Genomic DNA, 23,076 nt, shown 5'->3' on the forward strand with positions numbered 1-23,076 from the left:
CCCTTCTAGCAGGTCGAGCCGACGCCGGACTGGGAGTTGATCGCCGTGCACGAGAACGTGTCCACGATGTCCCCCTGAGGTCCGTACGCGGTCATTCCCACCTGGACCAGCGTGGGAACCGCCGAATGCGGATCTCCGTAGACGGGAACGACCGACATGATCAGCTTGTTGTCCCCGGTCAGATGCTTCCAACCGAAGCGCTCCACCTTGCTGGCCATCCTCCGGTTCGCGCTTCCGTGCAATGCGACCAGGTTCTTGACATCCTGACCCGTCCCCTTGCCCCAATAACCTATCAGGTGACCCGCCTGCGGCTCTCCGCCTCCTGCCGCGATTTCTCCCATTCCGTCCGGCTGGACAGAAGGCTCGCATTCGGGGCACCTCGGCAGACCGCCCGCACCGGTGCGCGACCTGCGGTCGGCCTTGGTGAGGAACGCGAAGGCGCCGGTCGCGCGGCAGCCCTTGTTGCCCTGGTGGTCGGTGTACTCCTCCAGGCCGCCGTAGATCCGTCCGCCGTCGATCAGCGGAGTCGGGTCGCACGCGGGGTTGTTGGTGTCGGTGGTCCGCGGCGCGGGCCTGGGCGCGGGGCCCGGCGACGGGCTGGGCGTGGGGCCGGGCCGCGGCTCGTCGGACGAGTCGCTGGACGTGGTGTCGTCGGCGGACGGCATCAGCATGCTGCCGATCGCCGCCCCCGCGTCGGCCAGGTTCTGCTGGCCCTCCGGCGTCGCCGCGTACAGCGCCGTGACGAGCGCCGCCCCCGCCCAGTAGATGGCCGGGATCGCGAAGACGAAGTGGCCGTCCAGCTCGACGAGGCTGGTGGGGTTGCCGCCGGTGAAGGCGTAGCGGTTGCTCGTGTACGGGTCCGCGCCCAGCTTCATGTCGGCGAGGGCGCCGTTGTACATGTCGCGGCTGGTGAAGCGGTTGAGGCCCGGGTTGTAGTCCCGGAAGCCCATGTCGTACGTGCCGGACTGGGCGTCCCAGCGCTTGGCGTTGAAGCGGTAGGGGTTGTACTCCTCCTTGTCCGGCCGGCCCGCCTCGGGCTTGTCGATGCCGGTGAACTCGGTGGCGTCGTTGTTGCCGTAGGCGGTGTAGCCGTAGGTCGCCTTGGCGTCGCCGTTCTTGTCGGTCAGCGTCTCGACGTCGGTGTGGCTGTTGTAGCCGTAGTACCCGTCCTCGGTCGTGCCGTCCGTGTTGTGCTTGGTCTGCGACAGACGCTCGCCCCACGGGCTGTACTGGAACGACTTGGTGAGCGCGCCGGCGACCTTCTCGTCGAGGACCTCACCGGACAGGCCGAGGTACTCGAATTCGGTGGTCTTGCCGTCCGACGTCTTCGACGCGGTGCGGTCCAGCGGGTCGAAGGTGTACGTCGTCGACGTCAGCGCGCCGCCGGCGCCCGCCTTCTGGGACTCCACGACGTGGTCGAAGCCGTCGTAGACGGTCCGCTCGACGACCTTGCCGCCGGAGCTCACCGACTGCTGGCGCCCGAAGGGGTCGTAGGCGTACTGGGCGCCGACACCCGCCGTCGTCGAGGTCAGCAGCCGGTTCCGGTCGTACTGGAACGTGGTGCCGACACCCTTGACGGTCTGGCTGATGACATTGGCGTTGTCGTCGTGGGTGTACGTCTCCGTGCCCGCGCCGTTGCCCGTCTTGACCGACTTGGTCAGCCGGTCGGCCGGGTCGTAGGTGAAGTCCGTCGTGGAGTCGAGGTACGCCGATCGGTTGTCGGCGTTCATCTTCTTCGCGGCGTCCTGCGCCTTGTTGCCGTTGGCGTCGTAGGCGTAGGTGTGCGAGGCGACCAGCGTGGTGCCGTCCGCCTTCTTCTCCGTCGTCGACCTCAGGGCACCGTCGAGGTAGTAGGTGTAGTCGACGGTGTTGCCGTTGGCCTTGGTCTCCCGCAGCTTCTGGGCGCGGTCGGTGTAGGTGTATGACGTGACCTTGGGGGCGGTGTCCGTGGCGGACTTGCCGACGGACACCGTCTTGACCTTCTCGCGGAGGTCGTAGGTGTACCTGGAGAACTGGCTGGGGTGGGTGACCGTCTCCGACTGGCCGTTGGCGTCGTACGTGTAGGACGTCGCCTTCTTCTCGACGCCGGCCAGCGACTCCGTCACCTTCCGGACCTGGTTGAGGCCGGTGTAGGTGATGGCGTAGCCGTCGACCCTCGCCCCGGAGGACGTGTCGCCGATCGCGGTCAGGTTGCCGTTGACGTCGTAGGTGTAGTCGAAGGTCCGCTTCTCGGTGTCGGTGTCCGCGGAGTTGTCACGGACCAGCTTGATCCCGTCCGCGACGACGACGCCGGTGCTGTTCTGCTCCAGCCTCAGCCGGGTGTCCTCGCCCCGCTTGAGGGCGTAGCCGCCGAGGCTGACCCAGGTGCCGCTGCCGGCGTTCTGGTCCTTGGTGACGGCCGGTTCGGTGGTCGTGCCGTGGCTGAGGGTGTACTTCGCGTTCGTCGCGGCGCCCGTGACCTTCGGGTACCGCACGTACGCGGTGTACGTGCCGTCCTCGGGGACGTCGAGCGTCCACGTGAAGGCGTCGGTGCCGGCGCCGGCCGCGTGGGTGCGGTGGTCGTAGCCCTGCTGCCCGGTGATGTTCCCGGTGGCCCAGGTGCCCGTGGCGGAGGTGTGCTGGGTGTCGGAGTTGTCCGCGAGGACGACCGCCTTGCCCACCGGAACACCGTCGTCGGAGCGGGACCTGACCTTGCCGTCGGGGTAGAACGACCAGGTCATCGTGCGGTTGGAGGAGCCACCCGCCGAGGTCAGCGTCCGGGTCGTCTGCTGGCCGACGTCGTTGTAGTCGTAGGTGGTGGCGATGTCCCACGGGTCCGTGGAGCTCTTCGTCCAGCCGTTGTCGAAGTACTCGAAGACGGCGTCGTTCCGGACGGTCTGCCCCTCCGAGGGCGGCATGGAGGTCTTCGCGACCCGGCCCACGGCGTCGTACACGGTCTCGGTGTAGACGTTCGGGTCGTTGTGGCGGGCGTCCGCGGGGTCGTACGGCTGGTAACGGCGCTTGGGCCGGTTCAGCGCGTCGTACTCGGTGCGGGCGGTGAACGCCGTGGTCGTGCCCGCCTCGACGGCACGCGGGGTGATCACCTTGGTGGTGTTGCCGACCTGGTCGTACTCGTACCGGGTCGTGCGGTAGGTGATCGGCGAGGTGCCGCTGCGCGGGATCCTCACCTCGGTCTGCTTCCCGCGCTCGTCGTAGCTGACGAAGGTGGTGTTGTTCTCGGCGTCCGTCGTGGAGACGACCAGGGAGTCCTTGTCGTAGGCCTTCCTGGTGATCTTGCCGGCGGCGTCCGTGGCCGCGGTGACCCGGTGGTTCAGGTCGTAGGCGGACAGGCTGCTGTAGTCGGCCGGGTCGGCCGTGGCGTTCTTCTTCGGGTCGATGACCTTGGTGGTGTTGCCCGCGTTGTCGTACTCGTAGCTGACCTTGTCGCCGTTCGCGTTGGTGACGGAGGTGAGCTGGTAGATCTCGTCGTAGGAGTTGGTCGTGACGAAGTCCGTCGCGTCCGCGGTGGTCAGCGTGCCCTTCGGCTCGGTCGTCGTCCTGAGGTTGCCGACCTTGTCGTAGGTGTATGTCGTCCGCCGCTCGTCCGACGTGGTGGTGTACTTCGGCGCGGTCGCCGAGGTCAGCTGGTCGGTGGCGTCGTACACGGCGGTGGACACCGCGCCGTTGGGCGCCGTCGACGTGGTGACGTTGTCGTTGGCGTCGTACACGGGCGCGGGGGCGGTGATCAGGTCACCGGCGGCCTGGTCCTTGGGCTCGGTCTTGACCAGCGGACGCCCGAAGGTGTCGTAGGTCTGGGTGATCTTCTTGCCCAGCGCGTCGGTGACCTCGGTGACCTGGCCGCGCTCGTCGTAGACGAAGGCGGACGACTTGTTCAGCGCGTCCGTCATCGTCCCCGGGAAGCCCGTGGGCCCGAAGTCGCTGTTCGTGTCCGCGTTGCCGTTGGCGTCGGTCGCCCGGGTCAGCTGGCCGTACGCGTCGTACTCGTACGTCGTGGTGTAGTCACCGGCGACGGTGGTGGTGGCGACGCCCTTGGGGTCGGTGACCGTCTTCAGGTTGCCGAAGGTGTCGTAGCCGAACTGCCACTTCCGGCCCTCGGGAGAGGTCTTGGTGAAGAGATCGGCCGAGTAGCCGTCGGCGCGGGTCTGGTACGCGTACCGGGTGGAATTGGCCGGGTAGACGTTCGGAGCGCAGTCGGAGGAGGGCGGGACGCCCGCCTTGTTGTTCTCCGCGTCGCGCTTCCAGAGCGGGTATCCCGTCTTCTGGTCGTAGCAGTACGCGGTCTTGGCGCCGTTGTTCTCCTCCGCGTAGGTGACGTTGTTGTCGGCGTCCCAGGCGAGCTTCATCGTCTGCGACTTGGCGTTCGTCGACTGGACGGCGCGGCCGAAGTCGTCGGTCACGTAGGCGGTGGCACGCGACTCGGCGTCGGTGACCCGGGTGTCGGTGAACTTGGGGTCGCCGGCGTTCACCGCGTACACGAAGCCCGTGGAGCCCTGGAGACGGTCGGTGATCGTCTTGGTCCACCAGTGGTACTTCGGGTCGTCCCCGGTCTGCGGGAAGTTGTACGCCAGCGACGTGGCGTTGCCGCGCGGGTCGGTGGCCTTGACGAGCTTGACGTTCTTGTTGCCCTGGGTGGCGTCGTACTCGAAGCCGAAGACCTTCGGCTGGGTGGAGCCGGCGCCGTCGGTGATCCTGGTGAGCAGGCCCTTGTCGGAGTAGTCGAAGGTGACCTTGCGGCCCGAGATGTCGGTCAGCGACCTGACGTGGTCGATGATCTTCGGGTTGCCGCTGTCGGCCTTGGAGTAGTACGCGAGGGTCAGCGACTGCCGGCCCGCCGGGTCGGTGATGTACTTGAGGAACTTGGTCGGCTTGTTGTTGGACTTGCGTTCCTCGTAGGTGTACGTCTGCGTGTTGCCGTTCTTCTCGACCAGCGACGTCAGGTAGCCGTCGCAGCCGAACACGAACCGGGTGCCGTCCGGACGGGTCATCGTCCAGGCGTCGGGCACCGGGTCCTTGAGGGGCGTGCAGTCCAGACCGGGCTTGGCCGTCAGCTTGTAGTGGACGCCCGCCGGGGCCTTCCAGGAGCCGTCGGGCTGCTCGCGGAAGACATGGGTCGTGCCGTCGCCGTCCGGGAGCCTGATCTCGGTGGGGTGCGGCTTGGGGTGGAACTCCAGCGGCGCGCCGAGCCGGACGGGGCCGGCGGCCTGGAAGGACCAGCCGGGGCCGGAGACCGTGTCCGAGGTGTCGAGGCTGTTGTAGGCGAACCGGGCGAAGGTGGTGACACCGCGACCGGGGTTGGTGAAGGCGTTGTACTGCCAGACGGTGTTGCCGGAGGCCGTGTTGTTCATGACGGTCGAGCCGGCGCCGGTGTTCTTGCCCGTGTAGGAGTAGAACTTCTCCATGCCGAGCTGGTTGGAGGTCGGGTCCTCCACCGCCACGTTCTGCTTCAGGCCCGGGATGCCGGCGGTGCCCGAGGCCCAGGTGCCGGCCGTCTTGTTGTAGACGTCCCAGGTCAGGACGTAGTCGGTGCGCTTGTTGCCGTTGTCCGAGTTGACCGGCGTCCTGACCGTCGCCTGCAGGCCGGCCGAGCCGCCGGGTGCGACGTCGGTCGGCAGCGCGGTCCTGACCTGGTTGCCGCCGTTGGTGACGTCGGTGCCGTCCGGGAGGGCCCACGTGTAGGTGAGGACCTGGTCGGCGGCGTTCCACGTCGACGCCGTGGTGTTGGTGAGGGTGAAGTCGACGGTGTAGTCGGTGTTCGGGGTCATCCGCGCCGGGGTCTGCGGCGCGTAGTAGGTCGACTCGGTGGTGGAGTCGATGTACGTGACCACGATCCTCGGGCGGAGGCGCTGCTCGGTGCCCTCGGAGGACAGGAACAGGGTCCGCTCCTGCGCGGCGGCCTCGTCGGCCATCCTGATGGCCACGCCCTGCTGGGAGGCGGGGGTGGTCACCCAGGACTGGGCGAGCGAGGTGACGTTCCAGTCGTGCCGGGCGGGGTCGTTGGTCTTCGCGCCCGTGTCGGCCGCCACCGCGCCGAGGTCACCACCCGGGGTGGTCCAGTTCGTGGTCGCGTTCGCCTTGGCCCAGGTCGCCGTGACCTCGTCGAAGTCGCGTGTCAGCGGCCGGAGTTCGTAGATCGCCCCGGCGGTGTCCTGCGCGGTCTGGGTGCTCCAGAGCCGCACGTTCGCGTCCAGGACGCGGGCTGTGGCGGGGATGCCGAGGGCCGGGAACTTCAGCAGGGCGCGGGTGTCGCCGTAGGTCGCCGAGTTGTTGCCGACGCTGAGCCAGTTCTTCGGGCCGCTGTCGTCGATGGTGTCGTGCGTGAGGGCCGGACGGGCCGAGGACAGGGTGGTGTCCTGCGTCGCGTCCAGGACCTTCGTCGTCCGGCCGGCCTTCGGCAGCCGTACGAGCTGCGTCGGGGCGCCGACGACCTGCCCGTCCTTCGTCTTGACGGCGACCATGTAGTAGTACGCGCGCCCGAAGGGGTCGGGGTCGTCGGCCTTCGTCGGCACGCCCGTGGTGTCCGTGAAGGAGGTCACCGTCGACGCGACGGGTGCGACGAGCGTGGCCGGGGACGGCGTGAACGTCTGGTTGACGGAGCGGTGGACCTGGTACTCGACGATGTCGTCGCCGGTGCCGATCGGATCCTTGTCCTGGTACGCCGACCAGGACAGCTCCGCGCCCGTGTCATGGATCGTCGTGGGGGCCGCGAGGTCCACGCCCTGACGGCCGAACGTCATGACCAGACGGGGGTAGTTGGCGGTCTCACCGCCGTACCCGAACTCGCTTCCCTCGTAACGCGGTCCGCCCTTGGGGCCGTTGGCGCTCTCGTCGCCGGCCTTGATGACGAAGCCGTTGTTGGCGTTCGCGCCGTCGATCCAGGACTGGACGGTCTTCGTCACGGGGAAGGTGTGCCAGGTGTTCAGCTCGCCCGGCCGCTTGGTGACGACACCGCCCTTGGTGAAGCGGACGGCGTCCGCGATCACCGACGTGGCGGTCGACGCGGGACCGTCGCCCAGGACGATCTTGCCCAGGGTGCCCGCCTTGAACGGGTGGGACCCCAGCGTCTTCCACACCCCGGCGGTACCGGCCTGCTGGTCGACGGTGTACGTCTTGCTGCCGCCGTCGTACGTGAGGGTGTACGGGGCGTTCGTGGCACGGTCCGAGGCGGGGATGCTGTGCGCCTCGACCTGGTAGGTGCCGTCCTCGGGGAGGTTCGGCTGCCAGGTGTACGTGTCACCCGCGACCGAGTCCTTGTTGTACAGGTAGTCCTGGTTGACCGCGTACTGCGTGTACGCGGTGTTCCCCGACGCCGGCCAGGCGCCGACGGCGGCCGTCCGCCCGGCGTCGCCGTCGTCCACCACGACCGCCGTGCCCGAGAGCTCGCCGGTGAGGGCGTTGGCGCTGTTCCAGGTGGCCTGCTCCTCGGTCCAGGCCTGGGTGGCGCGGTGCGCCTCCAGCTGGACCTCGGTCTCGCCGGTGGTGTGCGTCTGGTCGTAGTACAGCTTCAGATCGGCCGAGTCCAGCTTCGTGCCGGCCGGGACGCCGGTGAGCGGGAACCGCAGCAGCGCCCGGGAGGTGCCGGTCGTGGTGTTACCGACCGACAGGCGCCAGTTGTCGTTGTAGTTGGTCGTCGGACCGTCCGAGGAGATCATGACGTCCTGCGCCGTCGTCGGCGTCGGGGCGATCGAGATCGTCGGGTCGACGGTGACGGGGTACTGCCGCTCGGGCGCGGCCAGCCAGGCCGTGTCCGGGGTGACGGTCAGCTTCCAGCCCTTGCCGGCCCTGCTCAGCGTCTGGGTGACCTTGTCGCTGTACGCGAAGCCGTACGGCGAGCGGGTGTCCTTCCTGGCGTCCGTCATGAACGCGGCCGGGATCACCAGGACGGGGTCGGCGCCCTCGCCGTAGAAGAGGACCGAGCCGTCCTTGCCGGCCTTGGGCGTCAGCCCGCCCGCGTCCAGGGTGAACGTGAAGGAGACCGGGCCCGTGGGCTTCCGGTCGAGGAGGATGTTCTCCTTGACCCGGCCCGGACCGACCTCGTACGACAGGTCGGCGCCGTGGACCGCGTCCTTGTACGTGACGGTGTCGCCCTCGGCGACGGGCGTGAGCCTGCCCGCGTCCTCCAGGCCCAGCGTGACGGCGCGGCCGCCGGCCTCGAAGCGCAGCAGGCCGCTCGGGTCGGTGCCGAACCAACTGCGGGCCGTGTTGGTCCCGTTGGTGAAGGCGAAGCCCTCGGCGTCGGTCGGGGTGACCGTCGGGTCGATGTCCTTCCAGGAGTTCCCCGCCCGGTAGCCCGTCGGTACGGCCGACACCTCGGCCTGCACCCGGCCGTCGGAGAGCTGCCAGTAGCGGGCGTTGGCCGTGCGCCTGCCCGTCAGCTCCGCGACGCGCTTCGGCTTCGCGACCGCCTTGCCCTGCGGCAGCCTCTCGCGGCTCGGCAGCACCGGGGTGCCGCCCGTCGACGGCTCTTGGGGCCCCTCGGGTTCGTCGTCCGAGAACCAGCCGGCGAAAGCATCGACAATTCCCTCGCCGTCATCGGATGAAACCGGTGCGGCATAAGCGACTTGTGGCAGCATGGTCCCGGCGACAGCCGCGACCACGAGGCAGGCTATCGCCCGCCCGTATCTGAATTTCACGCGAATCCCTTCCTCGGCTCCCCTCACGCGCGTACGCGCAGGGGAGCGCGCCAACGCGCCGACGAAGGGGATCCCTCACCGGTCGCGATGGCACTGACCTCGGCCGGAGCACCTCAGGGCATGCCAAGTAGGGCCACCTCCCCACACGGGGAGGCGACCTCGCGAGAGGTGTGCCGATCAAGGCGGAGGCGATTCTTATTCACGCGCATGACGCTTCGTCAAGCGGCAGCTCATTTAGGGCATTTCAGGTTCGACGTGGCACCGCTCAAACAACTTGCCTGATTTGTCGGCGGCCTGGCACCGGTCGATTCCGATGGTGTATAACCCAGGCGAATTCACGCCTACAGAAAGTGCGGCCATGCCGACGACCGAGGAAGCGAAAGCACCGGAGGGGACCGAAACCCCGGCCACCACAAGGGATTCGCGGAGCCCGGACGACCGCGGCACCGACCGCGGCGGCTTCGTCGTCGCCGCCGTCCTGCTGCTCGCCTGCGCGGCGTTCGTCGCCTTCGGGGTCCTCGGCCAGGAGAAGGCCCCGCCGAAGGGCCGGGCGGGGGCACCCGCGGCGGAGGTGACGTACGAGGTGGTCGGCGAGGGCACGGCCGACATCACCTACCGGGCGGCGGGCGACGGCCCGGCGGGGGTCGTCACGCGTGTCGGCCTGCCGTGGCGGAAGACGGTGAGCCTGCCGCCCGGCACGCCCCCGTCCGTCGGTGTCACCCTCGACGAGAAGGGCGGCACGGCGAGCTGCACCCTGGCCGTACGGGGCGCACACGTCCAGCGCGCCACGGCGACGGGCGCTTTCGGCCGGACGACATGCAGCGGCGAACTCCCGGCCGGGGGCGGGTCGGCGGGCCCTGAAGGGGCCTACTGACCGTCACCTCCCGTCGGCCGTCTCGCCCGGGCCGTGGCCGCGACGGCCCCGGCGGCCTTCACCCACTCACGGCGGTCCCTGCGTAGAGTACGGCCGGGCGCGGTGAGATCGGATGGAGTTCGCATGACCGCGATCAGCCTTGAGCACGCCACCGTCCCCGCCGACACCGGCGAGGTGACCCTCCTCATAGCCCGCCGGGTGGAGCCCGGCTACGAAGCGGCCTTCGAGCTGTGGGCCAGGGGCATCCTCGACAGCGCGGCCGCCTTCCCGGGGCATCTCGGATACGGTCTCTTCCGCTCCTCCGGCGGCGACGCCCCGTGGTTCCTCGTGCACCGCTTCCGGGACGAGGCGGCGTGCCGGGGCTGGCAGGAGTCTCCGGAGCGGGCGGCCTGGTTCGCCGACTGCGAGGGGCACCACCACACGGAGATCGCCCGGCGCACCCTGACCGGCATGGAGACCTGGTTCGCCGAGCCGGGCTCGACACGGCCCGCACCGCCCCGGTGGAAGATGGCGATCAGCGCGACCCTGGCGATCTACCCGATCTCCGTCCTGGGAAGCCTCGTCCTCATCCCGCGACTGACCGGTCTCCCCCTCCTGCTCAGCAGCGCGATCGTCGCCTGCGTGTTCAATGTGCTCATGACATACGTGGCGATGCCCGCCGTGAGCCGGCTCCTGCGCGGCTGGCTCACGCCCTAGCCAGCCGGGGCGGCTCCCCGCCTCGGGGGCGGCGAGGCGGGCGCCCGCACTCGGGCCCACCCGGGGCGCATTCGTCATCTAAAATTCAGGGCGGCCTCAGGGCCGCGGCTCGTCGCTTCCCGCGGCGGCCGCGGAACGGTCAGGCCGGTCCAGGACAGCGGCCCGCCCCAGGGCCGCGGCCCGGACGGGACCACATGACGCTGATCACAAAGATCCCAGGGAATCGGGTGACCGCCGGCGTGCGTCTCATCGGTGCGGGTTTCCCAGCTCACCCGGCTGACCCGCCCACGCAAGAGAAGACCCCCAGGGAGAAGTGAGGTATGTCCGTGATCTGCGTCGGCGGCATGATCGGAATCGGCAAGACGAGTGTGGCCGAGCTGATCGCCAAGGAGCTGGGCAGCGACGTCTTCTACGAGAGCGTGGAGGACAACCCGATCCTGCCGCTCTTCTACACGGCGAGCCCCGAGGAGATCCAGGCGAAGCGATACCCCTTCCTCCTCCAGCTGTACTTCCTCCAGACGCGCTTCGCCGCGATCAAGGAGGCGTACAAGCGAGGGGACAACGTCCTCGACCGGTCGATCTACGAGGACTGGTACTTCGCCAAGGTCAATCACGACCTGGGGCGGATCAGCTCCCTGGAGATGCAGGTGTACGAGGGGCTGCTCGACGAGATGATGCGCGAGATCGACGGCCTGCCCTACCGCAAGGCTCCCGATCTCATGGTCTACCTCAAGGCGGACTTCGAGACCGTGCTGCACCGCATCGGCCTGCGCGGCCGCGATTTCGAACAGGACGAGAGCCTCGTCGAGTACTACCGGACCCTCTGGTCCGGCTACGACGACTGGGTGCACAAGCACTACTCGGCCAGCGACGTCCTCGTCATCGACATGAACCACACGGACATCGTCAACAACGCCGAAGATGCGGCCCGCGTGGCCCAGGAGGTCAGGGACGCGCTGGCGGCAGCCACCCGGCGCGCCTGATCGCACGGGTCCGGCGGCCGGGAGACCCGGCCGCCGGGACGGTCGGGGCTCAGCAGGCGATGGTGCCCCGGCGCAGCGCGTGGCCGCTCGTGTTGCTGTCGTCGGACCAGTACACCGGCTTGGTGCCGGCGACGCACTCGTCGGCGCCGGCCACGGCGAAGCCCTCGTTGTTGAGGTCGGGCATGCCGCTCGGGCGCTGGTAGGAGGCGGTGGGGGCGAAGGTGCCCGCGCTGCCGATCTTCATGGTCTTGTGCAGACCGCCGCAGGTGTCGTCGCAGACCACCCACAGCCGGGCGGCCTGCGGCTCCCACTGGAGCTCCATCACGCCGGCCATGCCGCTGGCGACGGTGGCGACGCGGGTGGCGGTCCCGCTGTCCTGGAGGACGTACGCGTGGACCGCGCCGGTGCCCTCCACGCCGAGGAGGAAGACACCGCCGGTGTGCGCGCCGTACCGGTTCGGGTCGTAGGCCGCGCCGGTCGTCTCGTCCTTGAACCCGGCCGCGACGAGGGACGTGTCGGGGATCCAGGTGATCGCCTCGAAGCCGAGGTTGGAGCCCACGGCCGGCAGGCCGGCGGTCAGGTTCCACTCCTTCGTGGCGGTCAACGTGCTGCCGGTGCCGGTGGCGACGTCGTAGCGGAGGACGGACAGGCGGCTGGTGCCGGAGGCGTCGCCGTTGCGCTCGGTGGCGACGTACGCGCCGCCCGCGGCGCCGGCGGCGGTCAGGGTGACGGCCTCGCCGTCGGGGCTGCCGCTCCCGCCGGGGTAGCGCAGCGACTTGCCGGAGGTCCAGCCGTCGGTGGTGTCCGGCCGCCAGCCCCCGGAGCCGTCGCGGACCAGGCGCCACAGCTTGCCGGAGTTCTGGGCGGCCCAGAGGACGGAGCCCTCCTGGTACAGGCCGCTGAGGTCCTCACCGAAGACGTCGGCCCCGTCGGCCGTCGCCACGGAGCCGCCGCCGGGCCAGGACACCGGGTTCGTCCCGCCACCGGAGCCGCAGTCGTTCGGCGCGCCGAGCGTCAGGGCCGCCTTCCCGAAAGCACCCGTGCCGTCGGGGCAGCGCGACCAGGACGGGGCGGAGTGGGCGCTCCAGCTGAAGCTGTCGACGAGGGTGCTGCCGCCCGGCAGGTAGAGGCGGGCCTTGTCGGCGGAGCCGAGGCCGAACGCCGCGGCCACGGCGAACGCGCGCGCCGCCCCCGGGGCGAGCGTCGTCCCCGCCGGCACCGTGAACGTGTGGCTCGCGTCGTCGTCCTTGAGGACCCAGCCCGAGAGGTCGACCGCGGCCGCGCCCTTGTTGAACAGCTCGATCGAGTCGTCGACGCTGCCGGTGGTCACCACCTCGTTGATGCGGATGTCGTCCGCCGGGGCGGCGTGCGCGGCCGGAGCGGCGAGTGTCGCCGCGGCGAGCAGCATGGCACCGGCGACGGCGAGGCGGATCGGGGCGAGGCGGCGGCGCCTCCGGGGAGCGCGTACTTCGAGCACGGCGGGTCCGTCCTGAGAGAGTGGCGAAGGGCGTCACGAGACTCACGCCCGACGCCGAACACCGGTCGGCGTCGGACCCGTTGTCACATGAACGCCCGTCGAACGGCAGGACGCACGCCAGGGCGTACATCGGGACGCACATCAGGACTCAAGTCAGGCGGGACGCCGGACCGCACGCCACGGCCCGCCCCGGCGTCGGGTCGGGCCGTGGCGTGCCTCGTCGGCTACGCCGGGTCGATACGGGTGATGGCGCCGCCCAGCGCGAGGACGTACAGCTCGCCCGCGCGGCCTTCCACGAACGAGATGACCTCGCCCCCGTTGACGACGAGGTCGTTCACCCCGGTCACCCTGCCGTTCTTCAGCGAGAGGGAGCGGATGGTGCCGTCGCAGTAGTCGCTGAACACGTACTGCCCCTTGAGCGCCGGGATCGCGCTCCCCCGGTAGACGAACCCGCCGGTGACCGCGCAGCCGAGGCCGGTGCGGGCGTACTCGTGGATCGGGCGCACGTGGTTCGCCGGCTCGGTGCCGCCCCGGAAGGGGTGGTTGCCCTCCATCTGGGACCAGCCGTAGTTCTCGCCGCCCTCGCTCCTCGCGGGCGCCCGGTCGATCTCCTCCCAGTCGTTCTGGCCGACGTCGCCGATCAGCAGATCGCCCGTGCGCGCGTCGAAGGAGAACCGCCACGGGTTGCGGAGCCCGTACGCCCAGATCTCGTCCTTCGCGTTCGGGTCGCCGACGAAGGGGTTGTCCGGGGGGATCGCGTACGGCGTGCCTCCGCGCGGGTCGATCCGCAGCAGCTTGCCGAGCAGCGTGTCGAGGTTCTGTCCGTTGCCGTGCGGGTCGCCGCCCGCGCCTCCGTCGCCGAACGCGATGTAGAGGTATCCGTCGGGCCCGAACTTGATGTCACCGCCGTTGTGGTTCGCGTACGGCTGCGTCTGGGTGAGGACGGTGCGCCGGGTCTCCGGCCGGATCCTGCCCTTCCGTACGGCGAACTCGTCGATGGTGCTGGTGCCTTCGAGATTCGTGTACGAGATGTAGAGGTGTGTGCGCGCCGGGTCGAAAGCGATGCCGAGGAGGCCGCGTTCACCGTCGGTGGTGGTCTCGGCGGAGATGTCGAGCACCGGTTCTCCGAGGCCACGTGGGCCCAACACCCTTACGGTTCCGGCCCGTTCCGCGATCCAGATCGCGCCGCCCGGACCGGCGGCGCCGGCGATCGGATTGCGCGCCGTGGCGACGTGGGTGAGCGAGATCTTCGCGACTTTCTTCGCCTCGGCCGCCGTTGCGGACTGAGCGGCTTTCGCGACCGGCTTCCGGGTGCCGGTGTCCTCCGCGGAGGCCGTGGAGAGCGCGAGGGAGGTGACGAGACCGAGGATGCAGAGGATGGCCGAGCTTCTCGTGCGAACGTTCACCGTGATCCTCCTGGAGGCGGCGCATGGGGGGAACCCGGCTGCTCGGGGCAGTGGTTGGGGTCGCTTCGCCCGCGCCAGCACGCAACCGGGGTGGGGGGCGGGGTGTACCGCTGGCCACGGAGGAGACTACTGGGACGCTCGCGATTGGTATAGGCCAAGCGCGCCCCGTGTGGGCGACGGGGGCGCGACGGCGGAGCCGGGTCCCGGGATCAGTCCTGCGGGCGGCCGGCCGTGACGATGTAGTAGTCGAGGTCGCCCTGCTCGTAGACCTTCAGGAAGTTGCGCGGCCAGGTTCCCGGCTTCCACTGGTCCGACAGCCAGCGGTCCCAGCCCTGCCACACCTCCGGCCCGATGGACACGGCCCGCACGTCCGTCAGGCCCGCCCGGGTGAGCGCGTCGGTCACGAGCGTGACGGGACGCGCGATGTCCAGCCCGTCGGCGAACGTCTCCAGGTACGAGGCCAGCCGGGTTCCGTGGTCCGGGTCGTCGTCCGGGGTGAAGAAGCTCGCGACGACCACCCGGCCGCCGGGCCGCAGCACCCGGGCCGCCTCCCGGGTGAAGGCGATCATGTCGTCGAAGTGCTGGGCGGCCTCGACGCTGTAGACGCAGTCGAACTCGCCGTCACCGAACGGCATGTCCTCCGCCGCACCGCGGACGAACCGGAGCGCCGACGGCGAGGTCTCCAGCAGCTCCGCGTTCGTCCTGCGGGCGCGGTCCAGCTGCTGCGGATGGATGTCCATCCCGGTCACCCGCTCCGGCCGGTACGCGCGCAGGGCGAGCGCACAGCCGACACCGAGCCCACAGCCGACCTCGACGATCCGCCGGCCGGCGAGCGGACCGGCGGCGTCGAGCACCTGCCGGTACATGTCCTCCTGGCTGCGGACCCGGTCGTCGACCGTGAGCGGTCCGGCGAGGTCGATCGAGCCCCAGTGCCCGAAGTTGATGAATCCTCCGGCGAACACCGGGACCGAACTGAGGTCGGCCGGACCGTACGTCTCCCGAACAGCGGCACGCATTTCCACCGGTTCCTCCACCCGCGTCACCTCCGCGAACAGTCTGACGTCCGGATCCACCCCTGTCGACGGTGCCCCGCCGCGATCGGGGTGATCTCATCCCGGGCCGCCGGGACCGGTCCCCAGGTACGCCTCCCGCACCGCCGGGTCCGCGTGGACCTCGGCCGCCGCCCCTTCCGCGAGAACCCTGCCGAGGTCCAGCACCACGACGCGTGAGCACAGCTCCATCACGAAGGCCACGTCGTGCTCGACGAGCAGCACCGCGCAGTTCTCCTCGTCCGCCATGTGACGGATGACGGCGGCGAGTCCGCGGCGCTCCTCTGCGGTCGTCCCGGACGCGGGCTCGTCCAGGAGCAGGACCCGGGGCGGATCGGCGAGCGCGCGGGCCAGCTCGACCATGCGGGCCTGTCCGACGGGCAGCCCGCCCGCGTACGAGTCGGCGAGCGCTTCGAGCCCGCACTCGTGGAGCACGGCGGCGGCCCGCTCCCGATGGCGGCGCGCCGCGGGCCGCACCCCGCCCCGCCAGTCCTGCGCCACCAGGAGATTGTCCGCGACGGTCAACTGGCCGAAGAGCTGACGGCGTTGGAAGGTGCGGCGAACGCCGTGCCGGGCTCGCCAGACGGGGGAACGGCGGGTGATGTCCGTACCGTCGTACGCGATCGTTCCCGCGTCCGGTCGCCGCATCCCCGACAGCACGTCGAAGAGCGTCGTCTTGCCCGCGCCGTTCGGCCCGATGAGGCCGCAGATCTCCCCGGGGCCGACGGAGACGGTCACGTCGCGCAGGGCGTGGACGCCGCCGAAGCGGACGTCGATCCCGCTCGCACGGAGCAGAGGGTGGCTCATCGGCGGACTCCCGTCCCCAGGTAGGCCTCGGCGAGCCGCTCCCGGTCCACCTCTGACCGCGGCCCGGTCCAGGCGATCTCGCCCTGTGCGAGGTACGCGACGGTGTCGGCGATGCCGAGCACCTCGGCCGCCTTCTCCTCGACGAGGACCAACGCCGTCCCGTTGTCTCGGAGTTCGGCCAGGAGCCGGAAGACGTCGTCCACGACGAGCGGCGCGAGGCCGAGGGACGGTTCGTCGGCGACGAGGACCGCCGGCGGTCGCAGGAGGAGCGGGGCGAGGGCGAGGAGCTGCTGCTCGCCGCCCGACAGGGATCCGGCGGCGACGGAGCGGCGGGCGGCGAGCGCGGGGAACCGCGCGTACACGGCGTCCCGGTCCTCCGCCGCCGTCAGCTGGAGGGCCAGGTTCTCCTGGATGGACAGCCCGGCGAAGATCCCCCGTCCCTCGGGAGCCAGCCGCACCCCCCGGCGGGCCCGCGTGACCGCCACGTCGCGGGTGGCGTCCTCACCGCGCACCCGGACGAGTCCACCGGCCGGCCGCAGCAGTCCCGCCGCGACCCGGCAGAGGGTGGACTTCCCCGCCCCGTTGGGCCCGAGCAGCACCAGCACCTCTCCGGCGCGCACCGCGAGATCCACGCCGTGCAGCACGGGCGCGCCGCCGTACCCGGCGTGGACGCCGCTCAGTTCGAGCGCGCTCGGCGTCCGGCCGGGGCCGCTGCCGGCTCCTGGGGCGACGCCCGCCGCGCCGCCGCCGTTCGCGGGCCGGGGGCTTGCCGGCGTCTTCGGGACGTGCGGGTCCGCCCGTGCCTCGTCGCGTGGATGAACGACCCCCGGAACAACCCCGGACGCGGCCCCGGGGACGGCCTCCGGAACGACCCCGGATGTGGTCCCCGCCACGGCCCCCCTCCCCGCCGCACCCCGCTTCGCGGCGCGTCGGGCCGCTCGCCTCGACGGCAGCGCCGCGCAGTATCCGTCCGGGTCGTTCGCCAGCGCGAGCCCCGCAAGACCGAAGAGGATCACGGGCAGATGCGCGGACTCGGTCACGTAGGTCGCCATCAGATGCGGGATTGCCGCGAAGACCAGCCCCGCCACCACGGCGAACTGCGGCCTGCGCACCCCCGCCGCGACGACGACCGCCAGCCACACCAGGCCCGTCATCGCCGTGAAGTCCGTGGCCGTGATCCTGGTGTTGTACGAGGCGTAGAGCACCCCTCCGAAGCCCGCGAGGCCCGCCGACACCGTGAACAGCAGGAGCTTCGTCCGTACCACCGACACCCCCGAGGCCGCGGCGGCCTCCGGGGCCGAGCGGACCGCGAGCATGGCCCGGCCCCAGCGGGAGGCGCGCAGCCGGGTGAGGAGTGCGACGAGCACCCCGCTGAGCAGCACGAGCGCGAGCCCCATGGCCCGGTCGTCGCCCAGGTCCACGGGTCCGGCCACCGGCCGCGGGATCTCCCACCCGGTGTCGCCGTTGCGCAGCCACCCGAGCTGGAAGAGCACCTGGTCCGCCAGGAAGGCGAGCGCCAGGGTGGCCAGGGCCAGGGATCTGCCCCCGAGCCGCAGCGCGGGCAGCGCGACCACCGCGCCGAGCAGGGCCGCCGCGGCCGTGCCGACCGCCGCGGCGGCCACGAAGGGCCAGCCGTGGCTCATCAGCAGCCCCGCGACCAGGGCGGCGCCGGTCACGAACGTCGCCTGGGCGAGGGACACCATCGCACCGAGACCGGTGACCACCGTGAACGACATGAACACGAGCCCGATCGCCAGCCCTTGGGCCAGGATCCCGCTCCAGAAGGGGGTGGTGACGGTGTAGAACGCCGTGCCGAGGAGCACCCCGGCAACCACCCACGCGCCCCAGCGGCGGCCCCACCCCATCCCGGCGAGGTACTCCACCGGCGGTGGGTCCGCGGCGGCCGTGCCCGCGGCGCGGCGCCGCCGCCGTACCAGGACGACGAGACCGGCGAAGAGGATGAGGAACGGTACGGCCGTACGGAAGCCGGTGATGCCCTCGGCGAACGACGCGTACCCCGCCACGAGGTTCTGCAGGACCCCCAGCCCGAGGCCGCCCACGAACGCGAGCGGCACCGACGCGAAGCGCCCGAGGACCGCCGCGGTGGCCGAGACGAACAGGAACAGCGTGTAGTCGTGCGCGGAGAGCCCGAGGAGCGGGGTCGCGAGGACACCGGCGAGGCCCGCGAGTCCGGACGACAGCATCCACGCGGTCGAGGACAGCCGGTCCGCGCTGATGCCCCGCAGCTCGGTCAGCGCGCGGTTGTCGACCGCGGCCCGCAGCCGCAGGCCGAGCCGGGTGTGCCGCATCAGGACCCACAGGCCGGCCGCCGCGAGGGCGGTGGCGATCCAGGTGATCAGCTGGTCGGAGTCGATGCCCACACCGTCGAGCGGCTGCCAGGACACCGCGGGGCTCGGCCCGACGCCCGGCAGCCCGAACTGGTTCTCGGCGGGCAGGACCGGGGCGCCGGCCCGCTCCAGGAGTTCGACCATCCACAGCCCGGCCGCGGGCAGCGCGACCAGCAGACCGATGGTGGCCACGATCTGCGCCGTCTCGCCGACCTTGGCCAGCCTTCTGAACATCAGCCGGTCCAGACCCCAGCCGAGCCCTGGCGCCACCACGAACACCAGGAGCAGGGCGGTGGGAACGGCCGGCCATCCGAAGCCGGAGTGGAGCTCGTAGAACGCCAGCGCGCAGAGATAGGCGGTGGCGCCGTGCGCGAAGTTGAACAGCCCGGAGGCCGAGTAGGACAGCACGAGGCCGGTCGCGAGCAGCGCGTACAGCGCGCCGGAGACCAGCCCGCTCAGGACGAAGCCCAGCAGGTCACCCACGTGACGCGCCCCTCAGCCGAAGGGGATCGGCGGATAGCATCTGAACGGCACCGCCACCTCGTACCGCCCGTTCTTCAGCCGGACGAGCGCCCCGCAGCCGAAGCTCTCCTTCTGCCCCTTGGGCAGCGCGCGGTCACCGACGAGCGTGCCGGTGTCGGAGAACCCGGACGCGGCCTTCTGGAAGGACTCGACGGTGAGGTCCTCGCCGGCCTTCGCGGCGACGGAGAGGAAGAGGTCGGCGCTCATGTACCCAGTGAGCATGTGCATGTTCAAAGGAACACTCTCACCCCCCGCGGCCTTCTTGATGTCCTCCTTGAACCGCCGCATCGCCGGACTGTCCGACTCGAAGGGCTGGAACTGCAGCAGCACGTGCACCCCGTCGAGGGCCTGCTTCGTCGCGTCCTTCGCGAGCAGCCCGGGGTCGTAGTCCGTCGGGTCGGAGATGACGCCCTTGTAGCCGGACCGCTTGAGCGCGGTGAACAGGCCGATGTTGTACGGCGTCTGCATCACGGAGACGACGGCGTCGGGTGCGCCGCCTCCGGGGCCCGAGCGGAGGATCTCCTTGGTGTACGCCGACCAGTCGCTGGGCATCGAGGTCGCCGGCACCACGGCCTTGGCGTACGGGACCTGGAAGCCGGCCGCTTTGAAGCCCTGGGTGAAGGTGCGGATGCCGAACTTTCCGGCGTCGTTGTCGCCGGCGATCAGCGCCACCGACTTGCCGCGCGAGCCACCGAGGACGGCCGCGAGGCCCTCGGGCCAGGTCTGGTTGAGCGTGCCGCCGGGCGTCGGCACGAGGCAGCCGTTGAAGCCGTAGAGGTGCGCCGGCCCGCAGAACGAGGGGAGCGTGCCCCAGCCCACGGTCGGGACCTTCTGGGTGTCGAGGAAGTCGGCCCCGGCGAAGGTGACCGAGCTCATGGGCGAGACCGCGAAGACCTTGTCCCGCTGGACGAGCTTGCGTGCCGCGGCCAGGTTCCTCGCGGGGTCCTGACCGTCGTCCTCGGCCCCCAGGTACTCGATCCTCCGGCCGTTGATCCCGCCCTCGGCGTTGGCCCGGTCGTAGCGGGCCCGGGCGCCGAGGTCGGTGTCCTTCTTGGAGTAGCCGCTGGCGGTCGTCATGGAGACGATGCCTCCGACCTTGATCGTGTCGTCGGTGACCCCGCGTACGGAGGAGGGGGTACTCCCGCCGCTCGACGCGGAGTTGCAGGCGGTGGCGAGGAGCAGCGCGAAGCTGGCGGCGATGACGCGCAACGGTCGAGGCACGGGCGATCCCTCCGTCGGGTGGACCGCATTCTGTAACCGACCTGACGAACCGTCAATAATTGATACAGCGTCAATTGACGGCCCGTCAGATCAATTCACGGGTTCGCGTGGCCGGGGCGTGCCCACCTCCTACCGCGGTGCCGCGGGGAGACTGCGGGGGCCCGTGCAGCTGGCGCCCACCTCCTCCACCCGCCGGCGCAGTCCGCGGTCGGCCGTGACGACCAGGCACGGCCGGCCGCTCGCGTTCCGAGCCAGTTCGGCGATCAGGTCGTCGCCGCTGCCGGGGGCCTCCTCGACCCGCACGCCGGGTACGGAGGCGACGCCCCGGGCGCGGCCCTCCACGACCAGCACGATCTCGTACGGGCCCGTGAACGGGCCGTCGGCCGGGCCGCCCGTCAGGGCGAGCCGGTCGCGCAGCCGCTCCGCGGCTCCGCGCCGGTCCCGCCACCAGCCGTCCGGCACCGATCCCACGACGTTGGCGCCGTCCACCACGAGCAGGGGACGGAGCGACGGATCATCAGTGCTCATGGCCCCAGGATGTCAGGACGCCCTACGGGCAGGTGGTGACGGTGTCGCCGGGGCCGGTGACGCAGGTGTCCGTGCCAGGGCCGCCGTCGAGGGCGTCGGCGCCGTTGCCGCCGACGAGGACGTCGGTGCCGGCTTCGCCGTTGAGGGTGTCGTCGCCGTTGCCGCCGACGAGGGTGTTGGCACCGCTCGTACCGAGGATCGTGCAGCCGTGGGCGTTGTTCACGGTGGTGCTCACGCTGTCGGTGTCGTTGCCCGGAACGGTGTCGGACTCCGCCGCGTCGACCGTGACCGTGTCGGAGAGGGTGCCGACGGCGGTGGGTTCGACCACGACGGTCACGACGGTGCTCGCGCCGGGGGCCAGGCTGCCGAGGGCGCAGGTGGCACTGCTGGGCGTGGTCGTGCACGTGCCTTGACCGGGGGTCGCCGACAGCAGCCGTCCGGGGCCGGTGAGGGTGTCGGACAGCGTGACGGCCGTGACCGGTGCGGTGGCGTCGGTGTTGGTGTTGGTCACGGTGACGGTGTAGGAGGCCCGATCGCCGAGGCTGGCCGCACCGGGGCCCGCCTTGGTGACCGAGACGTCCGCCCCGCCCGCCGCGCCGTCCTGGTAGCGGGCCAGCGCGAAGTCCGAACCGCTCACACCGGCGGCGGCGATCTTGCCGTCGGGCTGCAGTGCCACCGCGAGGGCGTTCTCATGGGTGGACCCGAAGTCGGTGGTCACCTTGCCGTCGGTGTCGAACGAGGTGTCCAGGCCTCCGGCGATGTCGTAGCGGGCCAGCGCGAAGTCCCCGTCCCCCGACGCGGTGGCATCCGCCTCCCCCGCGGCGAGCCTGGCCTCGGGGTCCCCACGGCGCTTGCCGCGTTCGGCCAAGTGACACCGTTCGCCCGTCTCCCGGCCGACGCCGGCCCGCGCCCCGGGCGGGCCCCGGGCGGGCCCCGGCGCGGCCGGGTTCGAAGAGGACCTCGGGTGGCAGCTTTCACCGAGGAGGAAGAGGGTAGGCGGGGGCGACGACGAAAGGCAGCAGATCCATGACCGAGAACCGACCCGCGACGACGACCGACTCCGGCGCCCCGGTGGAGAGCGACGAGCACTCGCTCACGGTGGGCCCCGGCGGCCCGATCCTCCTCCAGGACGCCTACCTGATCGAGCAGATGGCACAGTTCAACCGCGAGCGCATCCCGGAGCGCCAGCCGCACGCCAAGGGCAGCGGCGCCTTCGGCCGCTTCGAGGTCACCCACGACGTCAGCCGCTACACCAAGGCCGCGCTGTTCCAGCCGGGCACCCGCACCGACCTGGTCGCCCGCTTCTCCACGGTGGCCGGTGAGCGCGGCAGCCCGGACACCTGGCGGGACCCGCGCGGCTTCGCGGTGAAGTTCTACACGTCCCAGGGCAACTACGACATGGTCGGCAACAACACGCCGGTGTTCTTCGTGAAGGACCCGATGAAGTTCCAGCACTTCATCCGGTCACAGAAGCGCCGCGCCGACAGCAACCTGCGCGACCACGACATGCAGTGGGATTTCTGGACCCTCTCCCCCGAGTCCGCTCACCAGGTCACCTGGCTGATGGGGGACCGAGGCATTCCGCGCAGCTGGCGCCATATGAACGGCTACACCTCCCACACGTACATGTGGATCAACGCCTCCGGTGAGCGGTTCTGGGTGAAGTACCACTTCAAGACCGACCAGGGCGTCGACTTCCTCACCCAGGACGAGGCGGACCGCCTGGCGGGCGCCGACTCCGACTTCCACATGCGGGACCTCTTCGAGCACATCCGGGACGGCGACTTCCCGTCGTGGACGCTGCACGTCCAGGTGATGCCGTACGAGGACGCGGCCGGCTACCGGTTCAACCCGTTCGACCTCACCAAGGTCTGGCCGCACGGCGACTACCCGCTCATCCCGGTGGGCCGCATGACGCTGGACCGCAACCCCACCGACAACCACGCCGAGATCGAGCAGGCCGCGTTCCAGCCGAACAACCTGGTCCCCGGCATCGGGCCGAGCCCCGACCGGATGCTGCTCGCCCGGCTCTTCTCGTACGCGGACGCCCACCGGGCCCGTATCGGCGTCAACTACCAGCAGCTTCCGGTGAACGCGCCCGTCGTCGACGTCCACACGTACTCGAAGGACGGGGCGATGGCGTACCGGAAGACGTCCGATCCGGTCTACGCGCCGAACTCCAAGGGCGGCCCCGCCGCCGACACCGAGCACTACGGGAGCCCGCCGAGCTGGACCGCCGACGGCGAGATCACCCGGACGGCCTACGTCTCGCATCCGGAGGACGACGACTGGGGCCAGCCCGGCACCCTCGTGCGCGAGGTCCTGGACGACGCCGCCCGCGACCGGCTCGTGGACAACGTGGTCGGCCACCTCCTCGACGGTGTGAGCGAGCCGGTCCTGGAGCGTGCCTTCACGTACTGGACGAACATCGACGCGACCCTCGGCAAGCGCATCTCCGAGGGCGTCCGGGCCAAGCAGGCCTCGTAGGGACGCACTGGGCCGCGCTCGGCCTCACCCCGGCCGCACTCGGACGTG

Annotated in this window: 13 protein-coding genes; 4 read left to right on the forward strand and 9 right to left on the reverse strand. The window is 70.8% G+C overall.

What is annotated here, in order from left to right:
• Positions 1–5 precede the first annotated feature (5 nt).
• Positions 6–8,570 (reverse strand): DNRLRE domain-containing protein, encoded by an 8,565-nt coding sequence (locus tag ACIP8Z_RS03470; RefSeq protein ID WP_402078905.1) that lies wholly within the window; start codon positions 8,568–8,570, stop codon positions 6–8.
• A 418-nt stretch (positions 8,571–8,988) separates the two neighbouring features.
• On the opposite strand from ACIP8Z_RS03470, the gene ACIP8Z_RS03475 reads away from it, so the two are divergent.
• The 3 genes from ACIP8Z_RS03475 (at position 8,989) to ACIP8Z_RS03485 (ending at position 11,183) form a co-directional block, all read left to right on the forward strand.
• The gene (locus tag ACIP8Z_RS03475) at positions 8,989–9,504 is read left to right on the forward strand and encodes a hypothetical protein (protein WP_402078140.1); all 516 of its coding nucleotides are present in this window, start codon (positions 8,989–8,991) and stop codon (positions 9,502–9,504) included.
• A 123-nt stretch (positions 9,505–9,627) separates the two neighbouring features.
• Complete coding sequence (locus ACIP8Z_RS03480) at positions 9,628–10,200, forward strand: antibiotic biosynthesis monooxygenase (RefSeq protein ID WP_402078142.1); 573 nt, start codon at positions 9,628–9,630, stop codon at positions 10,198–10,200.
• 320 nt (positions 10,201–10,520) lie between these two features.
• Entirely contained in the window at positions 10,521–11,183 is a 663-nt protein-coding gene (locus ACIP8Z_RS03485) for a deoxynucleoside kinase (RefSeq protein ID WP_402078144.1), read from the forward strand.
• A gap of 49 nt (positions 11,184–11,232) precedes the next feature.
• On the opposite strand, the gene ACIP8Z_RS03490 is transcribed toward ACIP8Z_RS03485, so the two are convergent.
• From ACIP8Z_RS03490 to ACIP8Z_RS03525, 8 genes are all read right to left on the reverse strand, one after another.
• Positions 11,233–12,660, reverse strand: coding sequence for a lamin tail domain-containing protein (locus tag ACIP8Z_RS03490; protein ID WP_402078146.1), 1,428 nt, complete (start codon positions 12,658–12,660; stop codon positions 11,233–11,235).
• 224 nt (positions 12,661–12,884) lie between these two features.
• Complete coding sequence (locus tag ACIP8Z_RS03495) at positions 12,885–14,066, reverse strand: PQQ-dependent sugar dehydrogenase (protein ID WP_402078148.1); 1,182 nt, start codon at positions 14,064–14,066, stop codon at positions 12,885–12,887.
• 209 nt (positions 14,067–14,275) lie between these two features.
• Complete coding sequence (locus ACIP8Z_RS03500; protein WP_402078150.1) at positions 14,276–15,082, reverse strand: class I SAM-dependent methyltransferase; 807 nt, start codon at positions 15,080–15,082, stop codon at positions 14,276–14,278.
• Between the two features lie 93 nt (positions 15,083–15,175).
• Complete coding sequence (locus ACIP8Z_RS03505; RefSeq protein WP_402078152.1) at positions 15,176–15,922, reverse strand: ABC transporter ATP-binding protein; 747 nt, start codon at positions 15,920–15,922, stop codon at positions 15,176–15,178.
• On the reverse strand, positions 15,919–18,753 hold the full coding sequence (locus tag ACIP8Z_RS03510; RefSeq protein WP_402078154.1) for an ATP-binding cassette domain-containing protein: 2,835 nt from the start codon (positions 18,751–18,753) through the stop codon (positions 15,919–15,921). The genes ACIP8Z_RS03505 and ACIP8Z_RS03510 overlap by 4 nt, the downstream gene beginning before the upstream one ends.
• Before the next feature lie 12 nt (positions 18,754–18,765).
• Positions 18,766–20,013: an ABC transporter substrate-binding protein gene (locus ACIP8Z_RS03515; RefSeq protein ID WP_402078156.1), complete on the reverse strand. Its 1,248-nt coding sequence runs from the start codon at positions 20,011–20,013 to the stop codon at positions 18,766–18,768.
• Between the two features lie 129 nt (positions 20,014–20,142).
• Positions 20,143–20,541, reverse strand: a complete 399-nt coding sequence (locus ACIP8Z_RS03520; protein WP_402078157.1) for an NTP pyrophosphohydrolase — start codon at positions 20,539–20,541, stop codon at positions 20,143–20,145.
• Between the two features lie 22 nt (positions 20,542–20,563).
• On the reverse strand, positions 20,564–21,409 hold the full coding sequence (locus ACIP8Z_RS03525) for a hypothetical protein (RefSeq protein ID WP_402078160.1): 846 nt from the start codon (positions 21,407–21,409) through the stop codon (positions 20,564–20,566).
• Between the two features lie 158 nt (positions 21,410–21,567).
• On the opposite strand from ACIP8Z_RS03525, the gene ACIP8Z_RS03530 reads away from it, so the two are divergent.
• The gene (locus ACIP8Z_RS03530) at positions 21,568–23,028 is read left to right on the forward strand and encodes a catalase (RefSeq protein ID WP_402078162.1); all 1,461 of its coding nucleotides are present in this window, start codon (positions 21,568–21,570) and stop codon (positions 23,026–23,028) included.
• The last annotated feature ends 48 nt before the right edge of the window (positions 23,029–23,076 follow it).

Origin of the sequence: Streptomyces sp. NPDC088553 (assembly GCF_044752965.1) — a bacterium.
GTDB lineage: Bacteria > Actinomycetota > Actinomycetes > Streptomycetales > Streptomycetaceae > Streptomyces.